This is a genomic window from Nocardia sp. CNS-044, assembly GCF_059570515.1.
In genome coordinates, this window is sequence record NZ_JCANSX010000009.1 from 487,343 (window position 1) to 510,313 (window position 22,971).

At 70.3% G+C, this 22,971-nt stretch carries 21 protein-coding genes; 13 read left to right on the plus strand and 8 right to left on the minus strand.

All coding sequences use genetic code 11. The features are described from left to right. Positions 1 to 59: 59 nt before the first annotated feature. The 4 genes from T333_RS25020 to T333_RS25035 form a co-directional block, all read right to left on the minus strand. Positions 60 to 491: a hypothetical protein gene (locus T333_RS25020; protein WP_496426019.1), complete on the minus strand. Its 432-nt coding sequence runs from the start codon at positions 489 to 491 to the stop codon at positions 60 to 62. A gap of 50 nt (positions 492 to 541) precedes the next feature. Then, positions 542 to 1,183: an NUDIX hydrolase gene (locus T333_RS25025; RefSeq protein WP_496426020.1), complete on the minus strand. Its 642-nt coding sequence runs from the start codon at positions 1,181 to 1,183 to the stop codon at positions 542 to 544. 58 nt (positions 1,184 to 1,241) lie between these two features. Then, positions 1,242 to 2,495, minus strand: coding sequence for an adenylosuccinate synthetase (locus tag T333_RS25030; protein WP_496426021.1), 1,254 nt, complete (start codon positions 2,493 to 2,495; stop codon positions 1,242 to 1,244). A 70-nt stretch (positions 2,496 to 2,565) separates the two neighbouring features. Next, positions 2,566 to 3,516: a hypothetical protein gene (locus tag T333_RS25035; RefSeq protein ID WP_357248070.1), complete on the minus strand. Its 951-nt coding sequence runs from the start codon at positions 3,514 to 3,516 to the stop codon at positions 2,566 to 2,568. A gap of 384 nt (positions 3,517 to 3,900) precedes the next feature. On the opposite strand from T333_RS25035, the gene T333_RS25040 reads away from it, so the two are divergent. The 4 genes from T333_RS25040 to T333_RS25055 all read left to right on the plus strand — a co-directional run bounded on the left by T333_RS25040 (position 3,901) and on the right by T333_RS25055 (position 8,361). Further along, positions 3,901 to 5,283 (plus strand): hypothetical protein, encoded by a 1,383-nt coding sequence (locus T333_RS25040; RefSeq protein WP_496426022.1) that lies wholly within the window; start codon positions 3,901 to 3,903, stop codon positions 5,281 to 5,283. Positions 5,284 to 5,412: 129 nt separating this feature from the next. Continuing rightward, a complete protein-coding gene (locus T333_RS25045) occupies positions 5,413 to 6,243 on the plus strand; it encodes an isocitrate lyase/PEP mutase family protein (RefSeq protein WP_496426023.1) in 831 nt (276 codons plus the stop codon). Between the two features lie 117 nt (positions 6,244 to 6,360). Next, complete coding sequence (locus T333_RS25050; protein WP_496426024.1) at positions 6,361 to 7,698, plus strand: MFS transporter; 1,338 nt, start codon at positions 6,361 to 6,363, stop codon at positions 7,696 to 7,698. Positions 7,699 to 7,911: 213 nt separating this feature from the next. Next, positions 7,912 to 8,361: a TIGR03667 family PPOX class F420-dependent oxidoreductase gene (locus T333_RS25055; RefSeq protein ID WP_496426025.1), complete on the plus strand. Its 450-nt coding sequence runs from the start codon at positions 7,912 to 7,914 to the stop codon at positions 8,359 to 8,361. A 64-nt stretch (positions 8,362 to 8,425) separates the two neighbouring features. Here the strand turns inward: T333_RS25055 and T333_RS25060 are convergent, their stop codons facing one another. Then, the gene (locus T333_RS25060; RefSeq protein ID WP_496426026.1) at positions 8,426 to 10,030 is read right to left on the minus strand and encodes a peptide ABC transporter substrate-binding protein; all 1,605 of its coding nucleotides are present in this window, start codon (positions 10,028 to 10,030) and stop codon (positions 8,426 to 8,428) included. Between the two features lie 202 nt (positions 10,031 to 10,232). Here T333_RS25060 and T333_RS25065 point away from each other — a divergent pair, with 202 nt between their 5' ends. The 8 genes from T333_RS25065 to T333_RS25100 all read left to right on the plus strand — a co-directional run bounded on the left by T333_RS25065 (position 10,233) and on the right by T333_RS25100 (position 19,120). Continuing rightward, positions 10,233 to 11,528: a lysine N(6)-hydroxylase/L-ornithine N(5)-oxygenase family protein gene (locus T333_RS25065; RefSeq protein ID WP_496426027.1), complete on the plus strand. Its 1,296-nt coding sequence runs from the start codon at positions 10,233 to 10,235 to the stop codon at positions 11,526 to 11,528. Beyond that, positions 11,525 to 11,941 (plus strand): cupin domain-containing protein, encoded by a 417-nt coding sequence (locus tag T333_RS25070; RefSeq protein WP_496426028.1) that lies wholly within the window; start codon positions 11,525 to 11,527, stop codon positions 11,939 to 11,941. The genes T333_RS25065 and T333_RS25070 overlap by 4 nt, the downstream gene beginning before the upstream one ends. Beyond that, complete coding sequence (locus tag T333_RS25075) at positions 11,938 to 13,482, plus strand: class I tRNA ligase family protein (RefSeq protein WP_496426029.1); 1,545 nt, start codon at positions 11,938 to 11,940, stop codon at positions 13,480 to 13,482. Before T333_RS25070 ends, T333_RS25075 begins: the two co-directional genes overlap by 4 nt. Before the next feature lies 1 nt (position 13,483). Then, the gene (locus T333_RS25080) at positions 13,484 to 14,527 is read left to right on the plus strand and encodes an NAD(P)/FAD-dependent oxidoreductase (RefSeq protein ID WP_496426030.1); all 1,044 of its coding nucleotides are present in this window, start codon (positions 13,484 to 13,486) and stop codon (positions 14,525 to 14,527) included. Between the two features lie 16 nt (positions 14,528 to 14,543). Beyond that, positions 14,544 to 15,842, plus strand: a complete 1,299-nt coding sequence (locus T333_RS25085; protein ID WP_354999670.1) for an ATP-grasp domain-containing protein — start codon at positions 14,544 to 14,546, stop codon at positions 15,840 to 15,842. Beyond that, on the plus strand, positions 15,839 to 16,162 hold the full coding sequence (locus T333_RS25090) for an avidin-fold protein (RefSeq protein WP_354999669.1): 324 nt from the start codon (positions 15,839 to 15,841) through the stop codon (positions 16,160 to 16,162). Before T333_RS25085 ends, T333_RS25090 begins: the two co-directional genes overlap by 4 nt. A 409-nt stretch (positions 16,163 to 16,571) precedes the next feature. Further along, positions 16,572 to 17,945 (plus strand): FAD-binding oxidoreductase, encoded by a 1,374-nt coding sequence (locus tag T333_RS25095; RefSeq protein ID WP_496426031.1) that lies wholly within the window; start codon positions 16,572 to 16,574, stop codon positions 17,943 to 17,945. Continuing rightward, positions 17,942 to 19,120, plus strand: a complete 1,179-nt coding sequence (locus tag T333_RS25100; RefSeq protein ID WP_496426032.1) for an acyl-CoA dehydrogenase family protein — start codon at positions 17,942 to 17,944, stop codon at positions 19,118 to 19,120. The genes T333_RS25095 and T333_RS25100 overlap by 4 nt, the downstream gene beginning before the upstream one ends. Positions 19,121 to 19,220: 100 nt before the next feature. Here the strand turns inward: T333_RS25100 and T333_RS25105 are convergent, their stop codons facing one another. The 3 genes from T333_RS25105 to T333_RS25115 form a co-directional block, all read right to left on the minus strand. Then, entirely contained in the window at positions 19,221 to 20,012 is a 792-nt protein-coding gene (locus T333_RS25105; RefSeq protein ID WP_357248037.1) for a class I SAM-dependent methyltransferase, read from the minus strand. Between the two features lie 136 nt (positions 20,013 to 20,148). Then, complete coding sequence (locus T333_RS25110) at positions 20,149 to 21,768, minus strand: ABC-F family ATP-binding cassette domain-containing protein (RefSeq protein WP_496426033.1); 1,620 nt, start codon at positions 21,766 to 21,768, stop codon at positions 20,149 to 20,151. Positions 21,769 to 21,959: 191 nt separating this feature from the next. Further along, positions 21,960 to 22,460: a winged helix-turn-helix transcriptional regulator gene (locus T333_RS25115; RefSeq protein WP_496426034.1), complete on the minus strand. Its 501-nt coding sequence runs from the start codon at positions 22,458 to 22,460 to the stop codon at positions 21,960 to 21,962. Positions 22,461 to 22,539: 79 nt separating this feature from the next. On the opposite strand from T333_RS25115, the gene T333_RS25120 reads away from it, so the two are divergent. Next, a complete protein-coding gene (locus T333_RS25120) occupies positions 22,540 to 22,968 on the plus strand; it encodes a nuclear transport factor 2 family protein (RefSeq protein ID WP_496426035.1) in 429 nt (142 codons plus the stop codon). Positions 22,969 to 22,971: the final 3 nt, after the last annotated feature.

Genomic DNA, 22,971 nt, shown 5'->3' on the forward strand with positions numbered 1-22,971 from the left:
CCGCCTGTTCGGCGTCGCCGTGCTCACGGCCCCGCCGCTGGATCCCTCCGGGCTGTTGCTCAGGCAGCCTCGAAGTGCGCCGAAAGTCGTAGGCAGAGTTGATCGAGACCGGCATCGTCCAGGATCGGGGCGCCCGCCCACTCGTCCACGCCGAACCAGGGAATCTCGTCCGGCGTCCCTGTCGGTCTGGCGAAGACGTGCTGGTGGAAATGCGCCCAGGTACGGCCGGTGATCGCGGAGAAGACGTGCTCCGGCGCCAGCTCGCGACGCAGCGCCCGCGCGGCGCGGGCCACCGCCCAGCCGACGGCCCTGCTCTCGTCGTCGCTCAGGTCGGCGACGCCCGCGGTGTGGTGTCGAGTCTCCACGAACAGGTAACCGGGCAAGCGGCCCTTGCTCAGCGGTCGGTGGGTGACCACGACCAACTCGTCGGCGAAGAGGACCGGCCCGACCAGCGGCCCTTCGCCCCGGTGTTTCGCGCGCAGATGCCGCACGGAGTCCCCACCTCGCTACCGTACGGCAGACAACCCTGTGGGGCGCAAGGTTATTCGGCCGTGGCGGGTTCGTCCGAGGTGAAGGCCCAGACGGCGGCGGGGCGACCGGTGGGTTTGGTGCGGCGGCGTTCGGTGGTGCGTTCGAGGCCGGGGAGGGCGGCCAGGGTGCGGTTGAGGTTGGCCGGGTCGGGGCGCAAGCCGAGCAGCGAGGTGCTGAGTTCGACGGCTCTGGTGGCGGGGAATTCGGCGCCGAGGATCGCGCGGGTGAACACGGTGTCTTTCCAGAGCAGCCGGGCCAGCACGGCGCGGGAGTCCTCGACGATGCGGTTGTGGTCGAACGCCAGGGTCGGCGTCGCGTCGAAGGAGACCCACTGGGCCGGGCCTTGGTGCGGGGCGACCACCGCCCACATGGCGATGGACAGGGTCGGGCCGCGCGGATCGCGGTGCGGTTCGTCGAAGGTGACGAGCTGGCCGACCGCGCCGATCGCGGCCTCGGGGACGCCGAGTTTGGTGTGCACCGCGCGGCGCGCGGCCGCGACGAGGCGCTCACCGCGGCCGAGCAGCACGCCGGGCAGCGCGAGTTCGCCGGTGAACGGTTCGTGGCCGCGCGGCGCGATTCCGATCGTGACCCCGGCGTCCTCGGGCCAGAACCGGAGCGTCACCACGTCGACCGACACAACGGATTGCTCCACGCCGAACCATCCTGCCCTCCTCCGGCCGCCCCGCGCGCGCCCGGCCCGGCCGCGCCGTTCAGGCGGCAACCTCCGTCCGCCACCCGGTGCGGTCGGCCCGGGTCGGACCGTCCGCGCTCAGCACGACTGGCGCGCCGAGCGTCCGCTCGAACCAGGACAGCCGATCCTCGGGCAGCTCGGTGAGTATCGGCTCGGCGGTGGCGAGCAGCTCGGTGAGCCGCCGCTGGTGTTCGAGGTCGCGCCACGGACCGAGCGGCAGCTCCAGCACGGTTCCCGCGCCGGTTCGGTAACCCGTTGCGGCCCAGCGGGTTTCCACGGCGTCCAGGTGGTTGACCACGAGCCCGTCGACGCCGCCGCACGCCGCGACGGCGTAGCGCAGCAGCACCGCGTCGACATGACCGAGCCGGAACGCGCCCTGGTACTCGCCGAATCCGTTGTGCGGCTCGGGAATCGCGAGCCGCGGGTCCTCCGTCGGCAGGGGGCCCGCGCCGTGCCTGGTCTGGTAGGTGCGCGTGACGCCGACCGTACACCCCGAATGGCCGATGGCCGCGAGCATGGCACGCGCGTTGCGCGGCTCGACCGTGGACCAGGTGGTGTGCGGGTGCAGTCCGCGCCACTCGTCGAGCAGCACACCCTGCGCACCCTCGAAGACGAGGCGGCCGCGCCGGGCCACGCCCGCCAGGTACCGCCCGTCCACAATCCGCACCGTGGCCGCGAATTCTCGGTACATGTCAACGAGGTCGTCGATCGGCTCGTAGCGGTGCGCGCTTCCCGCGATCAACGGACTGTAGTGCGCGGCCAACGCGCGCAGTTTGCCGCGCAATACCGCGGGGTTCCGGCAGTCGGCGACCGTCGGCGCGTCGTGTTCGAGTGCGTACCAGGCGGTTTCACCGACTCCCCGGCCGCAGGACCCGTGCCGCGCCGCGCCGCGGGCGTCCTCGCGCGCACGGTTGGCGGCGATGTGGATCGGCGTGGTCAGGAGCGCGCGCCCGTCGATGCGCAACAGCGCCAACGGATCCCGGACGCCCAGCGCCTCCAGCCGCCGCGCCTCCCCCGCCAGCGCGATCGGTTCGACGAGCATGTGTTCGGAGAGCAGGGTCGGCACGCCGGAGAAGGTGCCGGACCCGAACTGCGCGAACGTGTGGTGCCGCCCATCGGCGATCACATTGTGCGCGGCCTGCGCGCCGCCGTTGAAGCGCACGACGGCGGACACGTCCAGGCCCGCCTCCTGCGAGCACAGCCAGTCCACCGTCGCCCCCTTCCCCGCGTCACCGAAGCCGAGGTCTACGACGATCAGATGCGATCCGATCATGCTGTCCCGCTTTCCCTTTCACGAACGCAAGCGCGCCGCACCGACCCCGCGACGGTGCGGCGCCGCCCGCTCAGCGCGACCCGCCGGGTAGCGCCCGCATGGCCGGACGCGGCTGTGCACCGAGCGCCTTGCCGACCGAATCCACCTCCGCCGCCGACCCGACGTCGCGCAGATCCGCCAGACCCGTGTCGACATCGACCCGTCCCTCCGCCAGCCCGATGGTGAGCGCGATGAGTTCGCACACCGCGGCCGGATCGTCGAGCTTCAGGAAGTTCTGGCCGAGCAGCCCGCGCCAGTGCTCCGCGATCTCGGGGTCGTCGTAGTAGCTGGACTGATTCGGCAGGATGTAGTGCACGTGCCACTTCTCGGCCAGCTCGCGGTAGATCGAGTCGACCGCGATATCGCTGCGCACGTGATCACCGATCACGGCCCGGATGTGCCGCGAGGCCAGCCTCGGCTTGTTCAGCTCGTCGCCGATGAGGAACAAGTACCCGCGCTTGCGCCGCTTCTCCCACGCGTCGGTGACGACGTGGGTGGCCATGAAATAGGCCGCCAGCTCGTAGCTTTCGGACTTCTGCCCGCCACCGCCACCCTCGAGCAGGATGTTGCGCAGCTGCTCGTCCATCCGGTTGTCGGATTCGAACTGACCGATCTGCAGCGGCGCCCGGTCGGTGTCGGCGTCGCCGACCGCGCCGAACAAAATCTGCGGATCGTCGGCGTACTTCTTGCGCTGGAGCAGTCCGTGCAGCTTGCCGAGTTTGTCCTGCATGATGATCGGCACCTGCCCCATCGAACCGGTCACGTCGAACAACACCGCGATCGGCAGCGAGTTCCCGTGTTCGGCGGAGTCCCGGCATTCGCGCGCGTCGACCCCGAGCGGGTCGAGAGACGGATGCGCCCGCCAGCTCGCGTACGGCTGCGACCGCATCTCGGCGGTGTAGCCGAAGTCGTCGATCCCCCGGCTGGCGCGGTAGGTCTTGGCCGCCCGGTAAGCGGTGTCGTCCCAGTGTCCGTATCCCATGTCGCCGCTCCTCTCGTGTCCGTAGTTTTAGTGTAATTGACTAAAACTCGATCGGTCAAGGGAGCTGGCCGAACGGACGCCCATCCGGTTGTTAATACCCAAGGCACGCACCGCGATTCAGGCTTAGGCGGCACGTCGCCTATTGCATGCCATAGCGACGCTGGCCGTTCACCCTCCGGATGGACGATCGCGGAACGGGAAATTCGGACTCGCCGGACGCGCGGTGCGGAGCTCCCCGGAAGTGCGGTCTGAATCAGGGGCAAGCCGCCGAGGCCGGTGCTCGCTAGGCGGTGCGCGTCATGGGGGGAGCCGACAGGGTCGTCGGCTGCCAGGCTGCGGCGCAGGGCAAGTGTGCCGCAACGCATTTCAGGGAGTGGAGCACCGATGGGGAGACGAGAGAAGCCGATCGATATCCGGTCGGGCCCGATTGCCGCGTTCGCGGGCGATCTGCGCAAGTTGCGGGCCACGGCGGGCAATCCGTCCTACCGGCAGCTGGCCAGCGTAGCCCTCTACTCCCCTTCCGTCCTGTCGGACGCCGCGGGCGGCCACCGGCTGCCGACGCTGCCGGTGGCGCTGGCTTTCGTCCGCGCCTGCGGCGGCGACCCCGGGGAGTGGGAGCGCCGCTGGCGCGAGGCGCGCGGAGACGGCGCGCCCACCGAGCCGCTGCCGATCGTGGTGGACGAGACGGCCGACGCGGGACCGCCGCGCCCGGTCCAGCTGCCCATCGGACCGGACGATTTCGTCGGCCGGGTCGCCGAATTCGACGGCACGCGCGCGGCGACGGCGGGCATCGCCGACTCGCGGGTCCCGGTGGTGGTGCGCGGCCCGGTCGGCGTCGGCAAGACCGCGTTCGCGCTGCGGTTCGCGCACCGGCTCGCCGAACAGTTCCCCGACGGGCAGCTGTTCGCCGACATGGCCGCCATCCGCGGCGACGACGGCGCGCCGCTGGAAGTGATGGCCGGTTTCCTGCGCGCGCTGGGCGTACCGCCCGATCAGGTACCCGCCGACGACATGCACCGGATCGGGCTCTACCGCTCGATGCTCGCCGAGCGCCGAGTCATCGTGCTGCTCGACAATGTCCGCGACGAACCGCAGGTGCGCCCGCTGCTGGCGCGCTCGCTCAACAGCCAGATCGTGGTGACCAGCCGCTCGCGGCTGCTCGGCCTGGACGGGGTGCGCCGCGTCACCCTCGGCCCGCTCCCCCGCGCCGAGGCGGTCGACCTGCTGCGGCTGCTCATCGGCGGCGACCGAGTCGGGGCCGAACCGGCCGCGGCGAGCAGCATCGCTCAGTTCTGCGGACACCTGCCCCTGGCCCTCACCATCGCGGGTCGCAAGATCGCCGCGCAGCCGGGGCGGCGCCTGTCGGAGATCGCCGCGCGCCTCGCCGAGGGGGTGAACGTGTCGAACTGGCTGCGGATCGGCGATGTGAGCCTGGCCGACGCGGTGCTGCCCGCCTACCTGTCGCGTCCGCCGTTGGCCAAGCACGTGCTGCACATGCTGGCGGGCGGGGCCGACGAGGTGACGCCCGCGACGCTGGCGCGCACCCTGCACATCTCGATCGAATCGGCCGAGTACGCGATGGACAGTCTCATCGACGGCGGTCTGCTGCACCGGGTCTCGGAGCCCGAGCGCTATGTGATGTCGCCGTTGATCGGACAGGTCGTCGCACAGGAGGCGGACCGGTTCGCGCTGCGCCGCGGCGCCGACGACCTGGACACCGACCCACTACGCGCGGCCATCGGTTTCGACAGCGGTTTCGGGCGCTGAGCCGAACATGTTGTCCGGCTTTGACGTTCGATTGTCCGCGGTGGTCCCCGACAGCGCCGATACGGCCGGTTCCGGGGTTAGGTTCGTCGAGTTCGACCAGATCAGGACAACGACTCAGGAGGAGCCGACGTGGCGGACGAGATCCAGGAGAGCCGGGCCAACGCGTTTCGAAACCTGCACGCGGAGGGCACATTCGTGCTGCCCAACGCATGGGACCCGATCAGCGCCGCGGTGATCGCGCAGGCAGGCGCCCAGGTGATCGCCACCACCAGCGCGGCCGTGGCCTGGGCGCTCGGCCGTACCGACGGTCAGCGGATGACGCGCGAGGAGGCCGTCGCCCAGGTAGCGCGGATCGTCGCGGCCGTCGACGTGCCGGTCACCGCCGACGTGGAGGGCGGTTACGGTCCCGCGCCGGCGGACGTCGCGGCCACCGTCACCGCCGTCGTCGGCGTCGGCGCGGTCGGCGTCAACGTGGAGGACTCCACCGCGCCGGGCGGGCCGCTGTTCGACCGCGCGGCGCAGGGCGACCGGTTGCGCGCCGCACGCGCGGCGGCCACCGAGGCGGGCCTGCCCGAACTGGTGATCAACGCGCGCACCGACGTCTACCTGTTCGGAATCGGCGCGCCCGAGGAACGCTTCGACGAGGTGCTGGCCAGGGCGGTGGACTACGCCGAGGCGGGCGCGGACAGCCTCTTCGTCCCCGGCCTGCTCGACCTGGCGACGCTCACCGATCTGGCGGGCAAGTCGCCGATTCCGCTGAACGTGATGACCGGGCCGGGCGCGCCGAGCGTGCCGGAACTGGCCGCCGCGGGCGTGCGCCGAATCAGCCTCGGACCGGCGCTGGCCCAAGCCGCCTACGCACGGGCCGCTGCCGCCGCCCGCGAACTCCTCGACACCGGCACCTGCTCCGAACTCGCGGACGCGCTGGACTTCGGCGCGGTCGAAGCGCTGCTGCGCTGAACTGTCGAAGCGCCGTCCGGGACGTCGAAGCGTAGCCACGCCGAGACATCCCAGCGCTGCCGCGCCAAGCCTCCCGAACGCCGACCACATCCCGATCCCGGCGATCAAGGACTCACCATGAACGCAATCAGAACCGATTCTCGCACCGGCGTTTTCGCCGCGCTGCGCCAGACCCCGCGCCCGGTCGTCTACCTGCTCGTCGGCGTGCTGGTGAACCAGCTCGGCGCCTTCGTGCAGACCTTCCTGGTGCTCTACCTGACACATCGCGACTTCAGCATCGGCCAGGCCGGTCTCGCGCTCACCGCCTACAGCGCGGGCGCGGTGTTCGGGACCATGCTCGGCGGCGAGCTGACCCACCGGCTCGGCCCGCGCTCGACCATCATCGCCGCGATGACCGGATCTTCGGTCCTGCTCGCGTTCATCCCGCTGCTGGCGACGCCGGGCATGTTCGCGGTGTTGCTCGCGGCGGTGGGCGCGGCGGGCCTGGTCACCCAGTCCTACCGGCCCGCCGCAGCGCTGATGCTCGGCGACTTGATGCCGGAAGAGCATCGGGTGATGGGTTTTTCGATGATGCGCATCGCCCTGAACGCGGGCGCGGCGCTGGCGCCGCTGATCGCCGCGGCGGTGATCCTGATCGACTGGAACCTGCTGCTGTGGCTGGACGCCGCGTCCGCCTTCACCTACGCGGTGCTGGCGCTGCTGCTCCTGCCCAAGGTGACGGCGGTGCAGGACGCGCCGGAACCGGCGGCCGAGCGGCGCACGGGCTACGGCGTGATCCTGCGCGACCGGCGCTACCAGCTGTTCCTGGCTTCGGTGCTGATCGGCTCGATCATCTACGTGCAGTACACCGTCGCGCTGCCGCTGAACATCACCGCCGACGGTCATTCCACGGGCCTGTACAGCGCGGTGCTCGTCACGGCGTCGGTGGTGCTGATCCTGTGCGAGCTGAAGATCACCTCCTACGTCGAGCATCTGCGGGCGCCGCTGGTCGGCGCGGTGGGCACCGCGATCATGGGGCTCGGCGTCGCCGGATACTCCTTCGCCGAGCACGGCGCCGCGCCGATCCTGCTGGCCACCGTGGTGTTCGTTTTGGGCGTGATGATCAACGGCCCCACCATGTTCGCCTACCCGTCGACCTTCCCTTCGGCGGTGAAGGCGCGCTACATCGGCACCCACCAGGCCACCTTCGGCCTCGGCATGGCGCTGGGCCCCACGCTGGGCGTGCTGGCCTGGGATGGCCTGGGTTCCGGGATCTGGCCGCTGTGCGGCGTGCTGGGGCTCGTCGCGGCCTGGTGCGCCTACGCCGGGATGCGGGAGGACAAGGCGGATACGAGCGAGTCCGAGGTGAGCGAAAAGCCCGACGTGCCAACGGACATGGAGGTATCCGACGAAGCCGACACCGACGCGGCGACGGGCACCGCGGTGTCCACCGTCAAATCCGGCACCGGAGCGTGAACGCCGCACACCGGCGCCACGAGGCGCGTTTCGCGGAGGCATCCGCCGATCGAGTACACGATCGGCGGATGTTTCGCGTTCACCGCGAGTTCCCCGCGACCGCACGGTTCTCGCGTCACCGCGCCGACGCGCCGTCGCTCGATTGGCCTCTTACCCGCAGATCGCACGACATCCCCTGCCGAACAGGCACTTTCGTACGAGATGAAGGCACCCATGAACCTGACATCCCATCTTCCCGCCGGCCGCGCCGCGTACGTCGAAGACAGGCTGCGCAGCAATCTCATCGCGTGGCTGACCACGGTCCGCCCGGACGGCAGGCCGGACAGCGTGCCGGTGTGGTTCCTGCTGCGCGAGGACGAAACGGTCCTCGTCTACAGCCAACCCGGCAAGCAGAAGTTGCGCAATGTGGCGGCCAACCCGCACGTGAGCCTCGGCCTCGACGTCACCGACATCGGCCGCGACATCGTCCGCCTGGAAGGCACCGCCGAACTCGCCCCCGACCAGCCGCCCGCGGACCGGGAGCCGCGATACGCGGCGAAGTACGCCGAACGCATCGGCGCGATGTTCGGCACACCGGCGGAGTTCGCCACGATGTTCTCCGCGGCCATGGTCATCACGCCGACCCGCCTGCACAGCAGCGGGTCGGTGACAGCGCTGGACTAGCCACCCTCCGGCACAAACGAAAAGGCGGTGGCGTTCGAAACGCCACCGCCTTCGTCGTTTCCGCTCAGTCCACCCGCACCGCGAACAGATCCAGTTGCAGCAGCTGCGAGACGGCGACGTCCCTGGTCCGGTTCGACCAGCCGGACTGAACCTTCTGGAACCACAGTGGGATCGCGGGCATGTCCTGGAGGATCTGCCGCTCGGCCCGCTGGTACAGCACCCAGCCCTCGCGTTCGGCGGGTGCGGCGTCCGCGCCGGCGAGCAGGGCGTCGACCGCCGGGCTGGAGTAGCCGGTGCCGTTCACCGCGGCGCCGGTGCGGAAGATGGGGTTGAGAAAGTTCTCGATGGACGGGTAGTCGGCGACCCAGCCGGAGCGGAAGATCGTCGACATGCGACGGTCGTTGATCAGCGTCCGGAATTCGCCGAATGTCGGCACGGGCGCGTACCGGCATTCGCGACCGAGTGCCCTGCTGATCGTCGTGCAGGCCGCGTCCATCCACACCTGGTTGGCCGAGTCGTCGTTGGAGGTCAGTTCGATCGGCCCTTGAAAGCCGGTCGATTCGAACAACTCGCGCGCCCGTTCGGGGCGGTACTCGCACAGTTCCCCGCACTGTCCGGCTACGTACCCCGGCACCGTGGACGGCACCAGTCCGTCGGCCAGGAGCTTGTCGCCGTCGAAAACGGTGTCCACCACGAATTTCCGGTCGATCGCCATCGAAATGGCCTGCCGCAAGCGCGGGTCCGCGTACCTGGGATCGTAGAGCGGGAAGGACACGGACTGCACGCCGAGGTAGCTGTGCGACAGGTTCCGCCCGGACAACTCGGACTTGTACCGGCCGCCCGCCAGCGCGTCGGCGGGGACGAAGTCGAGATAGTCCAGCTCGTTCGCCAAGACGTCGGCGTAAGCGTCCTCGAGCGCCTTGTAGAACCGGAACTCCACGCCCTCGATGTGCGGCTTGCGCGTGCCGCCGTAGGCCTCGTACCGGTGCACGACGATGTTCTCGCCCGGGGTGTGCGAGACGAAACGGAAGGGGCCGTTGCCGACCGGTTCGGCCTCGAACCCGGCTCGGTCGGCGAAGAAGCTGCTCGGCAGCGGGAAGAACGCCGCGTAGCCGAGCTGGGTCGGGAACGCCGAGAACGGGGCGGAGAGGGTGACCTCGAACCGGCGATCGTAGAGGATCCGCAGACCCGAGAGCCGGGTCGCCGAACCATCTCGCAGCGCCTCGTAACCCTGGATGTGCGACAGGTACGTGGCGCCCTGTAGTTCGTTCGGACCGAAGGCGGTGTAGTTCCAGGCGTCCACGAAACTCTGTGCGGTGACCGGTGTTCCGTCGTGGAAGGTCCAGCCCGGGGCGAGGGTGACGGTGTAGACGCGCGAATCGGCGGTGACGATGGATTCGGCCACCGCGTTGCGGGGCTCGGCGGTGGCGGTGTCGTATTCGACGAGCCCGGTGAACAGCGCGTTCACGATCTTGACGCTGTCGCGTTCGGTGGCGTCGCCCGGGATCAGCGGGTTCTCCGGCTCGGTCCCGTTGTAGCTCAGAATGTCTCGATCCGAAGAGTTCGCGGTGGGATCGCCGCCGCAGGCGACGGTGAGCAACGCGGCGGACGCGACGGCGGTGATCCCCGCGGCGACGCGCAGCGCTAGTGATCTGGTCGAGGTGCTCATCTGGCCAGCTCAGCAGAGCGCGAAATTGATCGGCAGTGCTGTGCCGCAGAAACCTTCAATCGACTGTCAGGCGCGACAGACCGGCCGAACGGCCCCGCTGTCGACAGGTTGTCGTGCGGATCGGCGCGCGGGTTTCGGTCAACTCACGCAGCGCATTCACTGGATCGGAGCAACTGATACCCATCGAGACTCAGGTGGAAATGTGAGCGATCACGAAGTCGACGTCCTGGCCATCGGCGCCGGACCCGCCAACCTCGCGCTGGCTGTCGCGCTCGAGGAATCCGACGCGCCGCGGCTGGCCCAGCGGACCATGCTGCTCGAACAGCACCCCGACGTGAAATGGCAGCGCAACCTGTTGCTCCCGTGGGCGCGCAGCCAGGTGTCGTTCCTCAAAGACCTGGTGACCCTGCGCAATCCGCGCAGCCGGTTCTCCTTCTTGAACTTCCTGTACGAGCGCAGGCGCCTGGACGAGTTCGTCAACCTGTCCACGTTCAACCCCTACCGCTGGGAGCTGTCGGAATACCAGCAGTGGGTCGCGCATTCGCTGGAGCATGTCGCAGTGCGCTACGACGCCCGCGTCACCGCGATCGCGCCGCGGCGCACCAGCGACGGCAGGCTCGTCGGCTGGACCGTCACCCTCGCCGACGGCCACACCGTCGACTGCCGGGACCTGGTCATCGGCACCGGCCGCGACGCGCACATCCCCGAGGTCTTCCGAAACCTGCCCGGGGACCGGGTGATTCACAGCACCCAGTACTGCACCCGGGTCGCGCAGCTGCCGACCGACCGGCCGATCCGCCCGGTCGTGATCGGCGGCGCCCAGAGCGCCGCGGAGATGTTCATGGCGCTGCACACCGATCTGCCGCAGAGCGCGCCGACCATCGTCATGCGGTCCATCGGCCTGCAGAACTACCAGACGAGCAAGTTCGTCAACGAGCTGTTCTTCCCGTCCTTCGTCGACGAGTTCTACCACTCCGAGGCCGACGTGCGCGGCCGCATCCTCGACGAGGTGCACCTGACCAACTACGCGGGCCTGGCCCCGCCCTTCCTCGACGAGCTCTACGCCATGCTCTACCAGCAGCGCATGCTCGGCCAGGAGCGCTCGACGGTCCGCTCGATGACCGAGGTGGCCGGCGCCAGGATGGACGGCGACGACGTCGTGCTCGAGCTGCGCGACCGCAAGAACGGCAAGGTCGAGCCGCTGCGCTGCGACGTGGTGCTGCTCGGCACCGGGTACGAGCAGACGATGCCCACGCTGGTTCGTGGTCTCGCGGACGAACTCGGGCTGGCCGAGGTCTCGGTGAGCCGCCGCTACCGCCTCGACCTCGGCGAATCAGCTTGGGGCGCGGTGTATCTGCAGGGCGTCAACGAACAGACGCACGGCATCTCCGACACCCTGATCAGCGTGCTCGCGCACCGCTCGCAGGACATCGTCGACGACATCCTCGACCGCCGCCACGTCACCGCGGGCGCCTTCCCGGAAAGCCGCACGGCATGATCGAGATCCGCAGCCTGAACCGGGACGGCCTGACCGAGGCCTACGGCGTCGCCTCCGAGCGGCTGCTGCCCTGGCCCGCGCTCAACGCGCCCTTCGAGGGCGCGTGGTGCGTGCTGCGTCCCGGCGATGTCTCCACCGCGCACGCCCACCACGAGTACGAACTGTTCATCGCGATGACCGGTCGCGCCGTCCTCGAAGTGGACGGCGAGCGGCGCGAATTCGTGGCGGGCGACCTCGCCCACCTGATTCCCGGCACCACCCATCACGTGCGCAACGTCGGCGACGCCGATTTCGAGTGGTACGCGATCTGGTGGGACACCGACATGTCGGCCGAATTCGTGCGCAGGCATACGACGGAGCCATCACGCGAGTCGAGCAACCTCGTGCCGCAAGAAGATCCGGTGACATCGTGAACGGCCCCACCGTCGTCATCTCCCCGGCGCCGACCGCCAACGGCGACCTGCACCTCGGCCATATCGCGGGTCCCTTCCTCGCCGCCGACGTCTACACCCGCTACGCCCGAGCGACGGGCGGGCAGGTGCTGTTCGGCACCGGCGTGCAGGACACCTCCACCTATGTCACCACCACCGCGCACCGCCTCGGCCTCGAGCCGCAGGCGCTGGTCGAGCGCTCGGCCAAGGAGGTCGAGGCGACGCTGGCGGCGCTCGGCATCGCCGTCGACGCCTTCACCGGATGGGAGCGGCGCTTCACCTCCTATGTCGCCAGGGTCGTCACCGAGCTGCGTGCCAAAGGCGCGCTGCGGCTGCGGCCGATGCCGTTCCCGTACGCGCCGAGCACCGGCGAATACCTCGTGGATGGGCACGTCGCGGGCGGCTGCCCGGTCTGCCTCGCCGACAGCTGCGCCGGATTGTGCGAGAACTGCGGGCACGCGGTGACCGCGGGCGAACTGCTGGATCCGCGCTCGACGCGAAACCCACAGGAGCGGTTGGAGATCCGCGAGGTCGAGGTGCTCGTCCTCCCCTTGGAGGACTACCGCGAGCGGCTGCGCGCCCACTTCGCCGAGTGCGCGGGGCTGCTGCGCCCGCACGCGGCGCAGGTGGTCGCCGAGCTGCTGGACCGTCCGCTGCCGGACTTCCCGGTGACCTACCCGATCTCCTGGGGCATCCCGGCGCCGGAGCTGCCCGGGCAGGTGGTCAATCCGAACGCCGAGCCGGTCGCCTGGACGATGTACTGCTCGATGCTCGCGGCCGAGAACCGCGGCATGGAGCCGAACTCGGAGGACGCGCTGTGGCGTCCCGAGGCCGCGGCGCAGGTCGTGTACTTCCTCGGCATCGACAACATCCATCCGTTCGGGATCTCGGGGCTGGCGATGCTGCTCGCCCTCGGCGACTACGCGCTGCCGAAACTGTTCCTCACCAACGAGTTCTACGAGCTGCGCCACGAGAAGTTCTCCACCAGCCGCGGACACCTGGTGTGGGGCCGCGACCTGGCGGCGCGGGCGCCGCGCGACCTGATCCGCTTCCACCTCGCCTGCAACAGCCCGGAATTCCAGCGCACCAGCTTCAGCCACGACGAACTGGTCGCGCTGAGCAAGACCCGGCTGGTGGAGCCGTGGAATCGGGTGGCCGCCAAAGCCGACGACTGGGTGTGGCGCGGTGCGCTGCCGATCTCGGATCGGGGCAGGTCCGATGCGCTGCGCATGGTCGAGCGGTTCGAGATCGCCTACGAGCTGCCCGGCTTCAGCCTGCACCGGATCGCCGAGACGCTGACCCAGCAGCTGGCCCGGCTGGACCGCGTGCCGGTCGCCGACGGCGGGGACTTCTGCCATCAAGTGGACGTGCTGGTGCGCTGTGCCGCGCCGTTGCTCCTCGATCTGGCCGAGGCGGCGCTGGCGGGTTCGGACATGCTGCCGGGAACCGGTTTGCGAGAAGTGGCGCGGCGCACCGTGATCGAACCAGTCCGGCTACCCCGACTGCACCCGGTGCGGGGCTGACATGACCGACGTCGTCATCGCGGGCGCCGGTGTCACCGGCCTGATCGCGGCCGTGCGCTGCGCGCGGGCCGGGCACCGGGTCACGGTGGTGGATCGGGGCCCGATCCCGAACCCGGCGTCGAGCTCGTTCGATCATCACCGTGCGGTGCGGGCGCTGAGCCCTGGCGACCCGGGCGCGACCGCGGCCGCCGCGGAACTGCACCGGCGCTGGCTGCGGCTGCAAGCACTGCTCGGTGGCCCCTTCTACCGGCGTATCGGAGTGGTCACCGGCTGGTCCGCCGCGTCGATCGACTTCGCCGTGGCAGAGGCTCGCCGCAGCGGGTTGCCGGTGCGCGTCGTCGAGCCGAAGTCGTTGCCCCACATCGTGTTTCCTTCGGGTCACTACGGACTACTGGAGGCCGACGCTGGCGTGCTGCTCGCCGAACGGGTGCTGCACGCCGCCGCGCGCTGGTTGCGCGCGCAGCCCGCGGTCACGCTGCTGCCCTGGCGGCAGGTGGTCGAGGTGGACACCGACGCCGCCAGGCTCCGGTTGCGCGACGGCGCGCGACTCAGCGGTGATCTTGTACTGCTGGCGACCGGGGCGTGGACGGGCGAACTCGTCGACGTGCCGACCGTGCTGCACCGGCAGACCACCGTCTACCTGCGCCCGCCCGCCGATCTGGCCGCGTGGTGGGAGCAGGCGCCCAGCGCCGGGCGAATCGGCGCGGACGGCACCGGCTGGCTCATGCCGCCGGGGGCGGGCACCCTGCTCAAGCTCAGCTCCACCCGGCTCTGCCGCACCGTGGACGACGTCGGCACGGACGCCGAAAGTCTGTATGCGGCAAGCGACTACGTGGAGCACGTGCTCCCCGACGCGCACCGGTACCGCATCGCCGCGGTCAAACAGTGCCACTACACCGTCGACGCCGCGACCGGCGGCGCCACACTCGCCCGGCCGGGACCCGCGGTCTTGGCCCGCGCCGCCACCGGCGGCGACGGGTTCCGCACCGCACCGCTGGTCGCCGACCACCTCGTCGAACTCGCGGCCGCCCGACCGGCCGCCTGATGCGGAAGGAACCATCATGACCCCCACCAACGACGTGCTGCTGGTGATCGGCAGTGGACTGCGCCTGTACCGGGAATACCTGGTGCGCTCGGTCGCGGCGCGGGCGCGCTCCCGCGGCCTGGATCTGGTGCTGCTCAACAACATCGAACCCACATGGCAGCACGCCTATTTCGACGAGATCGTGGTCGCCAACGTCTTCGACCACGCCCTGCTGGCCGCCGAGGCGCGCGCGGTGGCCGCCCGCAGGCGGGTGGTCGGCGTGCTGTGCTGGGACGAGCCGCTGGTCCAGCCCGCCGCCGACCTGGCCGACGAGTTCGGCGTGCCCGGCCTGACCGCCACCGGCGTGCGCGGCTGCCGCGACAAGAACCGGACCCGCGCGGTGCTCACCAACGCCGGGCTGGTGCAACCTCGTTTCGAGCTCACCGGCACGCTCGAGCAGGCGCGGGCGGCAGCCGACCGCATCGGCTACCCGGTGGTGGTGAAGCCGCAGGCGCTCGGCGCGAGCATGGGCGTGGTGCTGGCCGCCGACCGCACCGAACTCGACGCCGCCTTCGCCACCGCCACCGGCGCGAGCGCCATCGGCGACGAACCGTTCCGCGGCACCGCCATCGTCGAGGAGTTCGCGGTCGGCCCGGAGATCAGCGTCGACGCCGCGGTCTACAAGGGCGAGTACTTGCCGATGTTTCTGGCGCGCAAGCGAACCGGGTTGGAGCCCTACTTCGAGGAGCTGGGTCATCTGGTCGACGCGGCCGACCCGCTGCTGGACGACGAGGCACTGATCGGCACGCTCGCCGCCGCGCACCGCGAACTCGGGGTGGAGAACGGCATCACGCACACAGAGGTGCGGCTGACCGCGCGTGGGCCGCTGATCATCGAGGTCAACGGCCGCCTCGGTGGCGATCTGATCCCGTTCCTGGGCAAGATCGCCACCGGTATCGACCCCGGCGAGGTGCTCGTCGACGTCGCCACCGGGCACCGCCCCTCGACCAGTCCCACCCGCAAGGCCGCTGCGGGCATCCGCTTCGGCTACCCCGAACACGACACGCTCGTGCGCTCGGTGACGGTGCCCGAGCACGCCCCCGGTCTGGTCACCGCCGCCGCGATGGTGGAGCCCGGCGCGGAGCTGCGGCTGCCGCCCGGCGGCTACATCGCCCGCCACTCGTTCGTCGTGTGCGAAGCCGCCGACGCGCCGCGCTGCGCCGAATTGCTCAAGGCGGCAAGTGCTTCGGTAGAGCTGGTCGGCGATCCGCTGGAGCCGCTCGCGCCCGGCGCCGCGTTCACCCTGCCCGCCGGACTCCTGGACGCCGACAAATGATCAACTACGACGGCCGCCGGTTCCGCAACCCGGACAGCGACGACGGGGTCGTCGCGCGCTACTTCCAGCGCGGCGATCTGGTGTGGGCGTCCTTCGCGGGCGGCAAGGTGCGCCGCGGAGCGCTCAATGGTCTGTGCGACGCCGACGGGGTGCTGCACCTGGCCTACACCATGGTGCTGCACGGCGGCGACATCGTCTCGGGCTTCACCCGTTCGGAACCGGAGCCCTCCGACGGCGGACCGCTGCGGCTGCGCGAAGAGTGGGAACGCTACGGGCCCAACGCAAGCAGCGGGATCTCCTTTCTGGAGGAGATCCGATGAACCGGCTGCTGCGCCGGTTCGGCGTGCGATCGTGGGACGGGTCCGCCGGAGTCGACTCGGGTCGGGTAGCGACATTGTCCGGCAACGAGACCGACGCGAGCCCGGCATCGACCGGGCGAGCCCCGTCCGGCGCGGCAGAACCAAGGGAGTTCGACCTGGGTGGGCGAGTCGCCAGGCCCGGCAGCGCAATCGACCGCGCTTGGGCTCCGGCCATGCCGGTGTCGACATGCCACGATGCGCAGCGCCGGACGAATCCGGCTCAGCCCGAGGATCTCCACGGTGTCGGCCCGCGGCAGGTGTCATTGCCCGGCACCGGAGCCGACCGGCGGTGGGCGGCGATCGGGCGCGGTACGCCCGACCTCTCATCCGCCGCCGGGTACGGCCACGCGACTTCAGCCGAGGTCGGCCGATGATCGCGAGCCTGGACCGCCTCGACGCCGGGACGGTGCGCTACCCCGGCGACGACGGCTTCGAAGCGGTCAGCGTCCCGTTCAACAAGCGCTACGCCGACATTCGGCCGAGCGCGGTGCTGTCGGTCCGCGACGCCACCGATGTCGCGCGCGCCATCCGCTGGGCGCGCGAGGAAGACGTGCCGCTGGTGGCGCGCGGCGGCGGGCACAGCTACGCGGGCCATTCCGTCGGCACCGGGCTGGTGCTCGACCTGCGCGGCCTCGGCGCGGTGCGGGTCGATCCGGCGAGCGGTCTGATCACCGTGGGCGGCGGCGCGACCAACGGCGCGGTGTACGCCGCGCTGCAAGAGCACGATCTCGCGGTGCCGCTGGGCAATTCGAATCAAGTCGGTATCGGCGGCTTGGTGCTCGGTGGTGGCGTGGCCGCGGTGTCACGCGCGTTCGGGCTCACCGCGGACGCGTTGGTGGCGACCGAGATCGTGCTCGCCGACGGCAGCACGCTGCGCTGCGACGCCCGCGAGAACGCGGACCTGTTCTGGGCCTGTCGCGGTGGCGGCGGCGGAAACCTCGGGGTGAACACGTCGTTCACGTTCCAGGCCCGCGACACCGTGCCCAGCTCGACCTGCCTGCTGCTGTGGGAGTGGCGCGACGCCCGGCGGGTGCTCGCGGTCATGCAGGAGATCATGGCCGCCGCACCCGACGAGTTCGCGGCGCGCATCGGCGCGAGCCGCGCGGGCGACGATCCCGGCGTCGTGTCGGTGATCGGCCAGCACCTCGGTCCCGCAACGGAATTGCTGGAGCTGCTCGCCCCCGCGCTCGCGACCGCGACACCGCGCCGGGTCGACATCGCCGACCGAGACTACTGGCAGGCCAAGGACTTCCTGCACCACGAGACGTCCGGCGACCCGTTCGCGGTGCGCACCCGGTGCACGCCGAAACCGTTGACCGAGGCCGGGATCGACGTCGTCGTCGATGCCATCGATCGCTGGCCGGGCAGCGCCAACCCCGACGGCGCGGGCGTCGCGCTGTTCACCTGGGGCGGCGCGATCAACCGAATCCCCGTCGGCGACACCGCTTTCCCGCACCGCGACACCCTGTTCCTCGTCTCCATGGACACCTCGTGGAGCACGACCGACCCGGCGCGCACGGTGTGGTGCAACCTCGAATGGCTCGACGGCCTCTACGCGGAGCTGGGCGGATACGCCACCGACGCCGCCTACGTCAATTTCACCGACCCCGCCCTCACCGACCTGTCCGCCTACTACGGACCCAACCACGCCCGCCTGGCCCGGGTGAAGCACCGGTACGACCCGGACGGCTTCTTCCGCTTCCCCCAGGCGATCACCGCACTCAGCAAGGAGACCCAGGCATGACCCTCGTCGACGAACCACCCACCACATCGCTCGGCGCGGGCGCCGAGATCCTGGCCCGCGCCCAGGCGCTGGCGCCCCGGTTGCGCGAACGCGCCGAGGAGATCGAGGCCGCGCGCCGCCTGCCCGCCGACATCGTCGAGCTGCTGCGCGACGCGGGGGTCTTCCGCATGGCGTTCGCCCGCGACTGGGGCGGGCCCGAACTCACCTCGATCGAGCAGACCGAGGTGGTCGAGGCGCTCGCCTACGGTGACGCCTCGGTCGGCTGGTGCGCCATGATCGGCTCCGACACCGGCCTCTACGCCAGGTTCCTCGACGAGCCGGTCGCCAAGGAGATGTTCCCGAGCCTGGATATGGTGACCGCGGGCCTGCTGTTCCCGACCGGCCGCGCCGAGCGCGTCCCCGGCGGGTTCCGGCTCAGCGGACGCTGGCAGTTCGGCAGCGGCATCACGCACGCCGACTGGGTGGTGTCCGGCGCGTTCGTCGTGCGCGACGGCGAACCCGAGCGCGACGCGTCGGGCGCACCGGATTCGCGGCTGTTCATGGTGCCGCGCGCGCAGGTGGAGGTCGTCGACACCTGGCACACCACGGGCCTCGCGGGCAGCGGCAGCTGCGACTACCGCATCGCCGAGGTGTTCGTGCCCGCCGAGCACACGCTCGAATTCGCTTCCGTGCGCCACGGTTTCGGCCCGCTCGGCCAGCCCGAGGTGCACATGCGCAACATGCCCGCCGTACCGTTGGGCGTGGCGCGGGCCGCGTTGGACTACGCGCGCGCCGAATCGGCCGCCAAGTCCGACGACTACCGCGTCCAGGTGACCATCGCCGAATGCGAGGCCGAACTGCACGCCGCACGCTCCGGCGTCTACGCGGCGCTGCGCCGCCAGTGGGAGATCCTCGCGGCGGGCGGCACGCTCGACGAACTCACCCCGACCGAACGCACCGCGCTGCCTCTCTCGCGCCTGCACGCGTTCCGCACCGCCCGCACCATCGTCGGCCGCCTCTACGACCTGCGTCAGACGGCGGCCATCTACCGACCGTCCCCGCTGGACCGCTGGCTGCGCGACACCAACACCATGTGCCAGCACATCGTCGCCCAGGACCGCATCCTCCAGTCCGCGGGCGCGTACCTGATGGGCGGCACGCCCTCGTTCAAGCTCTGCCTCGGTGTGGTGAGCTGAACGCCAACGAAATTCGGAAGAGAAATGGCGGGGCCCGGAGCCGCCATTTCTCTCCGGCGAAACCATTTCTCGCGCCGGTAGACGAATGGTGGGAGGCGAGTCAATCCGAGGGGCGGCGGACCAGGATCTCGAGGCGGACGAAGGTCTGGTCGTAGGTGCCGTCCGGGCGGAGCAGTTCGTCGGTGGCGGCGACGAGCTCGTCGACCAGGCGGTGCGCGTCGGCGGCGTCGGCCTGCCGGGTGAGGGATATCGACGCGGTCGTGCGCAACATGTCGGCGAGCTGGGCTCGGGTGAACGGGCGTAGCTGGGCGACCGTGCGGACGCCGTCGGCCGGGATGTCGAATCCGGTGGTCCGCAGCATGTCGAACACGGTCCCGGCGTCCGGAAATGGCCTGGGCGGTCGCAGTCCGTTGGCGACCGCGATGCGCTCGAGCAGCGCCATCAGGCCCGACATATTCCCCGCGCCGCCGGATTCCGAGTGGAACCAGCCGCCCGGTCGCAGCGTCCGATACACCGCGCCGAAGACCGCGGGATAGTCCGCGACCGCGAGCCAGTGCAGCATGGACCGGCTCACCACCAGATCCGCGACGCCCGGCTCGAGCTGCCGATCGAACTCGGTGGCGGCGGCACGCACGAACTCCAGGTTCGGCGCCGAATACCGGTCCGCGGCCGCGAGCATGGACGGATCCTCGTCCACTCCGATCACCCGCCCACGCGGCACCGACTCCGCCAGCACGGCGGTGAACTCCCCGCTACCGCATCCGAGATCGACAACGGTGTCCTCCGGCTCGGGCCGAATCCGCGTGAGAAACCACTCGTCCACCGCGCGGTGATGCGCGGAAGTCTCCGCGTACTCCACACCGAGCCACCGCGCCCGCCGCTCGCCCACCATTCCCCGATCCTACGACCGGCGGATCGGAGCCGGGCTCCGATGAAGCGCTCGTCACCACTACTGTTCACGGCGCTCGCTATCGGCCGCCGCCCGGCTGAGACACCTCGTCTTGCCGTACGGCGCAAAGGCGCGCATGTCAGGCCGTCGGCTCCTCTTCCGGCACGTCTTCCTCCACGACCCTCTCGGCGTCGACCAGCCCGTCCCCGGTGAGTTCGAGCCGCCGGGTGACCCCGATGTCGTCGAGGAAGCGCGGGTCGTGGCTGACCACGATCAGCGCGCCCTCGAATCCGGCCAGCGCCTGGGTGAGGTGGTGCAGGCTGGGCAGGTCGAGGTTGTTGGTCGGCTCGTCGAGCAGCAGCAGTTTCGGCGCGGGTTCGGCGAGCAGCAGCATGGCGAGGGCGGCGCGCAGCCGCTCGCCTCCCGACAGCGCGCCCGCGGTGACGTCGGCGTCGCCGCCGCGAAACAGGAAGCGCGCCAAGTGGGACCGGACTTGCAGCGGCGTCGCGTGCGGCGCGGCGGCGGACACGTTCTCGAACACCGAACGACTCCCGTCGAACACGTCCAGCCGCTGCGGCAGCATCCGCCACGGCACCTTCGGCGGCGCTTCCGCGATCCGGCGCAGCAGCGTCGACTTGCCGATGCCGTTGCGTCCGGTCAGCGCGATCCGCTCCGGTCCCGACACTCGCAGCGTGACCGTCGGCCCGCAGGCCAGCGTCACCTCGTCCAGCGCGAGCACCTCCTGCCCCGGGTAGAGCCGGGTGCCGGGCAGATCTATGCGAATCTCCTTGTCGTCGCGGACGAGTTCCTCCGCCTGCTGGAGCTGTTCTTTGGCCGTGTCGAGCCGCTCGATGTGGGTGTTGCGCAGCTTGCCCGCCGACACCTGCGCCGCCCGTTTGCGTGCCCCGGCGAGGATCTTCGGCATGTTGTCGGCCTGTTTCTTGGCGTAGCGCTGTCTGCGGTCGAGCTTGACGCGCGTCTCGGCCAGTTCCTGCGCCTGCCTGCGCACATCGTTGCGCGCCTCGCGCACCGCGGACCGCGCCGCCTGCTGTTCGGCCTCGACGATGCGCTCGTAGTCGCCGTAGTTGCCGCCGAACAGCCGCAGCTCGCCGGCCCGCAGCTCCGCGATGGCGTCCATCCGCTCGAGCAGTTCGCGATCGTGGCTGACCGTGAGCACCGTGCCGGAGAACTGCCCGATCACCTCGTAGAGGCGTTCGCGCGCAACGTGATCCAGGTTGTTGGTCGGCTCGTCCAGCAGCAATACATCGGGCTCGGCGAGCAGCTCGGCCACCAGACCGAGCAGCACCGTCTCACCGCCGGAGAGGGTGTCGAGCCTGCGGTCGAGTCCCTCGGCCGAATCCGCGACGTAGTGCAGCCCGAGCCTGCCGAGCAATGCGACGGCGCGCTCCTCGACATCCCACGCGGCGCCGACGGTCTCGAAATCGCGCTCGTCGCCCGCACCGGATTCGATGCGGTGCAGCGCTTTTCGCACCGCATCGATGCCGAGCACCGCGTCGACCCGCTGACCGTCGGCCAGCCCGAGATCCTGGCGCAGGTAGCCGAGATGTCCCGACACCGTGACCGACCCCCGCGCGGGTGTCAGCTCACCGGCGATCAGGCGCAGCAACGTGGATTTCCCGGCGCCGTTGACGCCGACGAGGCCGATGTGTCCGGCCGGGAACACCGCGCCGAGGCTTTCGAACACCGGAGTGCCGTCCGGCCAGGAAAAGGTGAGATCGGAAAGAGACAGAAAGGTCATGCGGAACCCCTGAGGTTGCGACGGAAACGCGGCGCGCAAGATGCGGGCCGCCCGAAGGCGCTACCTCGAGAAGATCAACACATGCTCCGATCGCCGGGGACAAGACTGGTCCAGGTTAGCCATACAGCCGGTGATCGCGCCAGTGCAATTTCGCTCACAATGCCGCGATACCGGTTCCTCTCTGGCGCGAATCATTCTGCGGCCGCGATGAAATCGCCCACCAGCATCGTCCCCGGCCCCCGCCGCGCGCCGGGCCCCGGCTCCCACCGCACCGTCTCCGCGGTGAGCGGTTCCCCGCATTTCTCGCACACCACAACACCCGAAGTGTGCCGCCCGCACGGGCGGTGGACCGAGACCACCGGCGGCCCCTCGTGCCCCGCGCTCCACTTGTCTCCCCAGGCGATCAGCGTCGCCAGCACCGGGTACAGCTCGCGCCCCTTGGCGGTGAGCAGATACTCCCGCCGCACCGGATTCGTCTGGTAGACCCGCGATTCGACGATGCCGTGCGCCCGCAGCGTGTCCAGCCGGGCGGCGAGCACGTTCGAGGCGATGCCGAGATCGCGCCGGATGTCCTCGAAGCGGGTCATCCCGACGAACAGGTCACGCAAGATCAGCGGCGTCCACCGCTCCCCCACCGCGTCCAGCGTGCGGGCGATCGAGCAGACGATCTCGGAAAGGTCAGCCTTGGCCACCGCCCCATCCTAGTCCGTTGCAAAAAACAAGCGACTCGGTTACGTTCACACCCATCGACCAACGGAAGGGTGCGACGACATGTCGGATGTGGTGGACCAGTTCTGCGCGGCGACCGAGACCGCCGATATCGATGCTTTGATGGACACCCTCGCCCCGGACGCCGAACTGCGTTCGCCGATCTCGGGCACCCTCGTCTTCCGCGGTCACGAGGACCTGCGCATCCTGCTCACAGTCGTCTACCGCGGCGTCTCCGGCCTGCGCTGGACCGCGCGGATCGGCGACGGTCCGCGCCGGGTGCTGCTCGCCGAGGCGAAGGTCGGCCCGTTCCGGATGACCGAGGCGATGGTCCTCGACTTGGCCGAGGACGGGCGCATCCGCAGACTCGACCCGCACCTGCGCCCCTGGCTCGCGATCAGTTTCCTCGCCGCCAAGCTCGGCCCCGGCCTGCTGCGCTACCCGGCGGTGATGCGGCGGGCACGAAGCGCCGAAGCACCCGCCGCCGCCTGATAC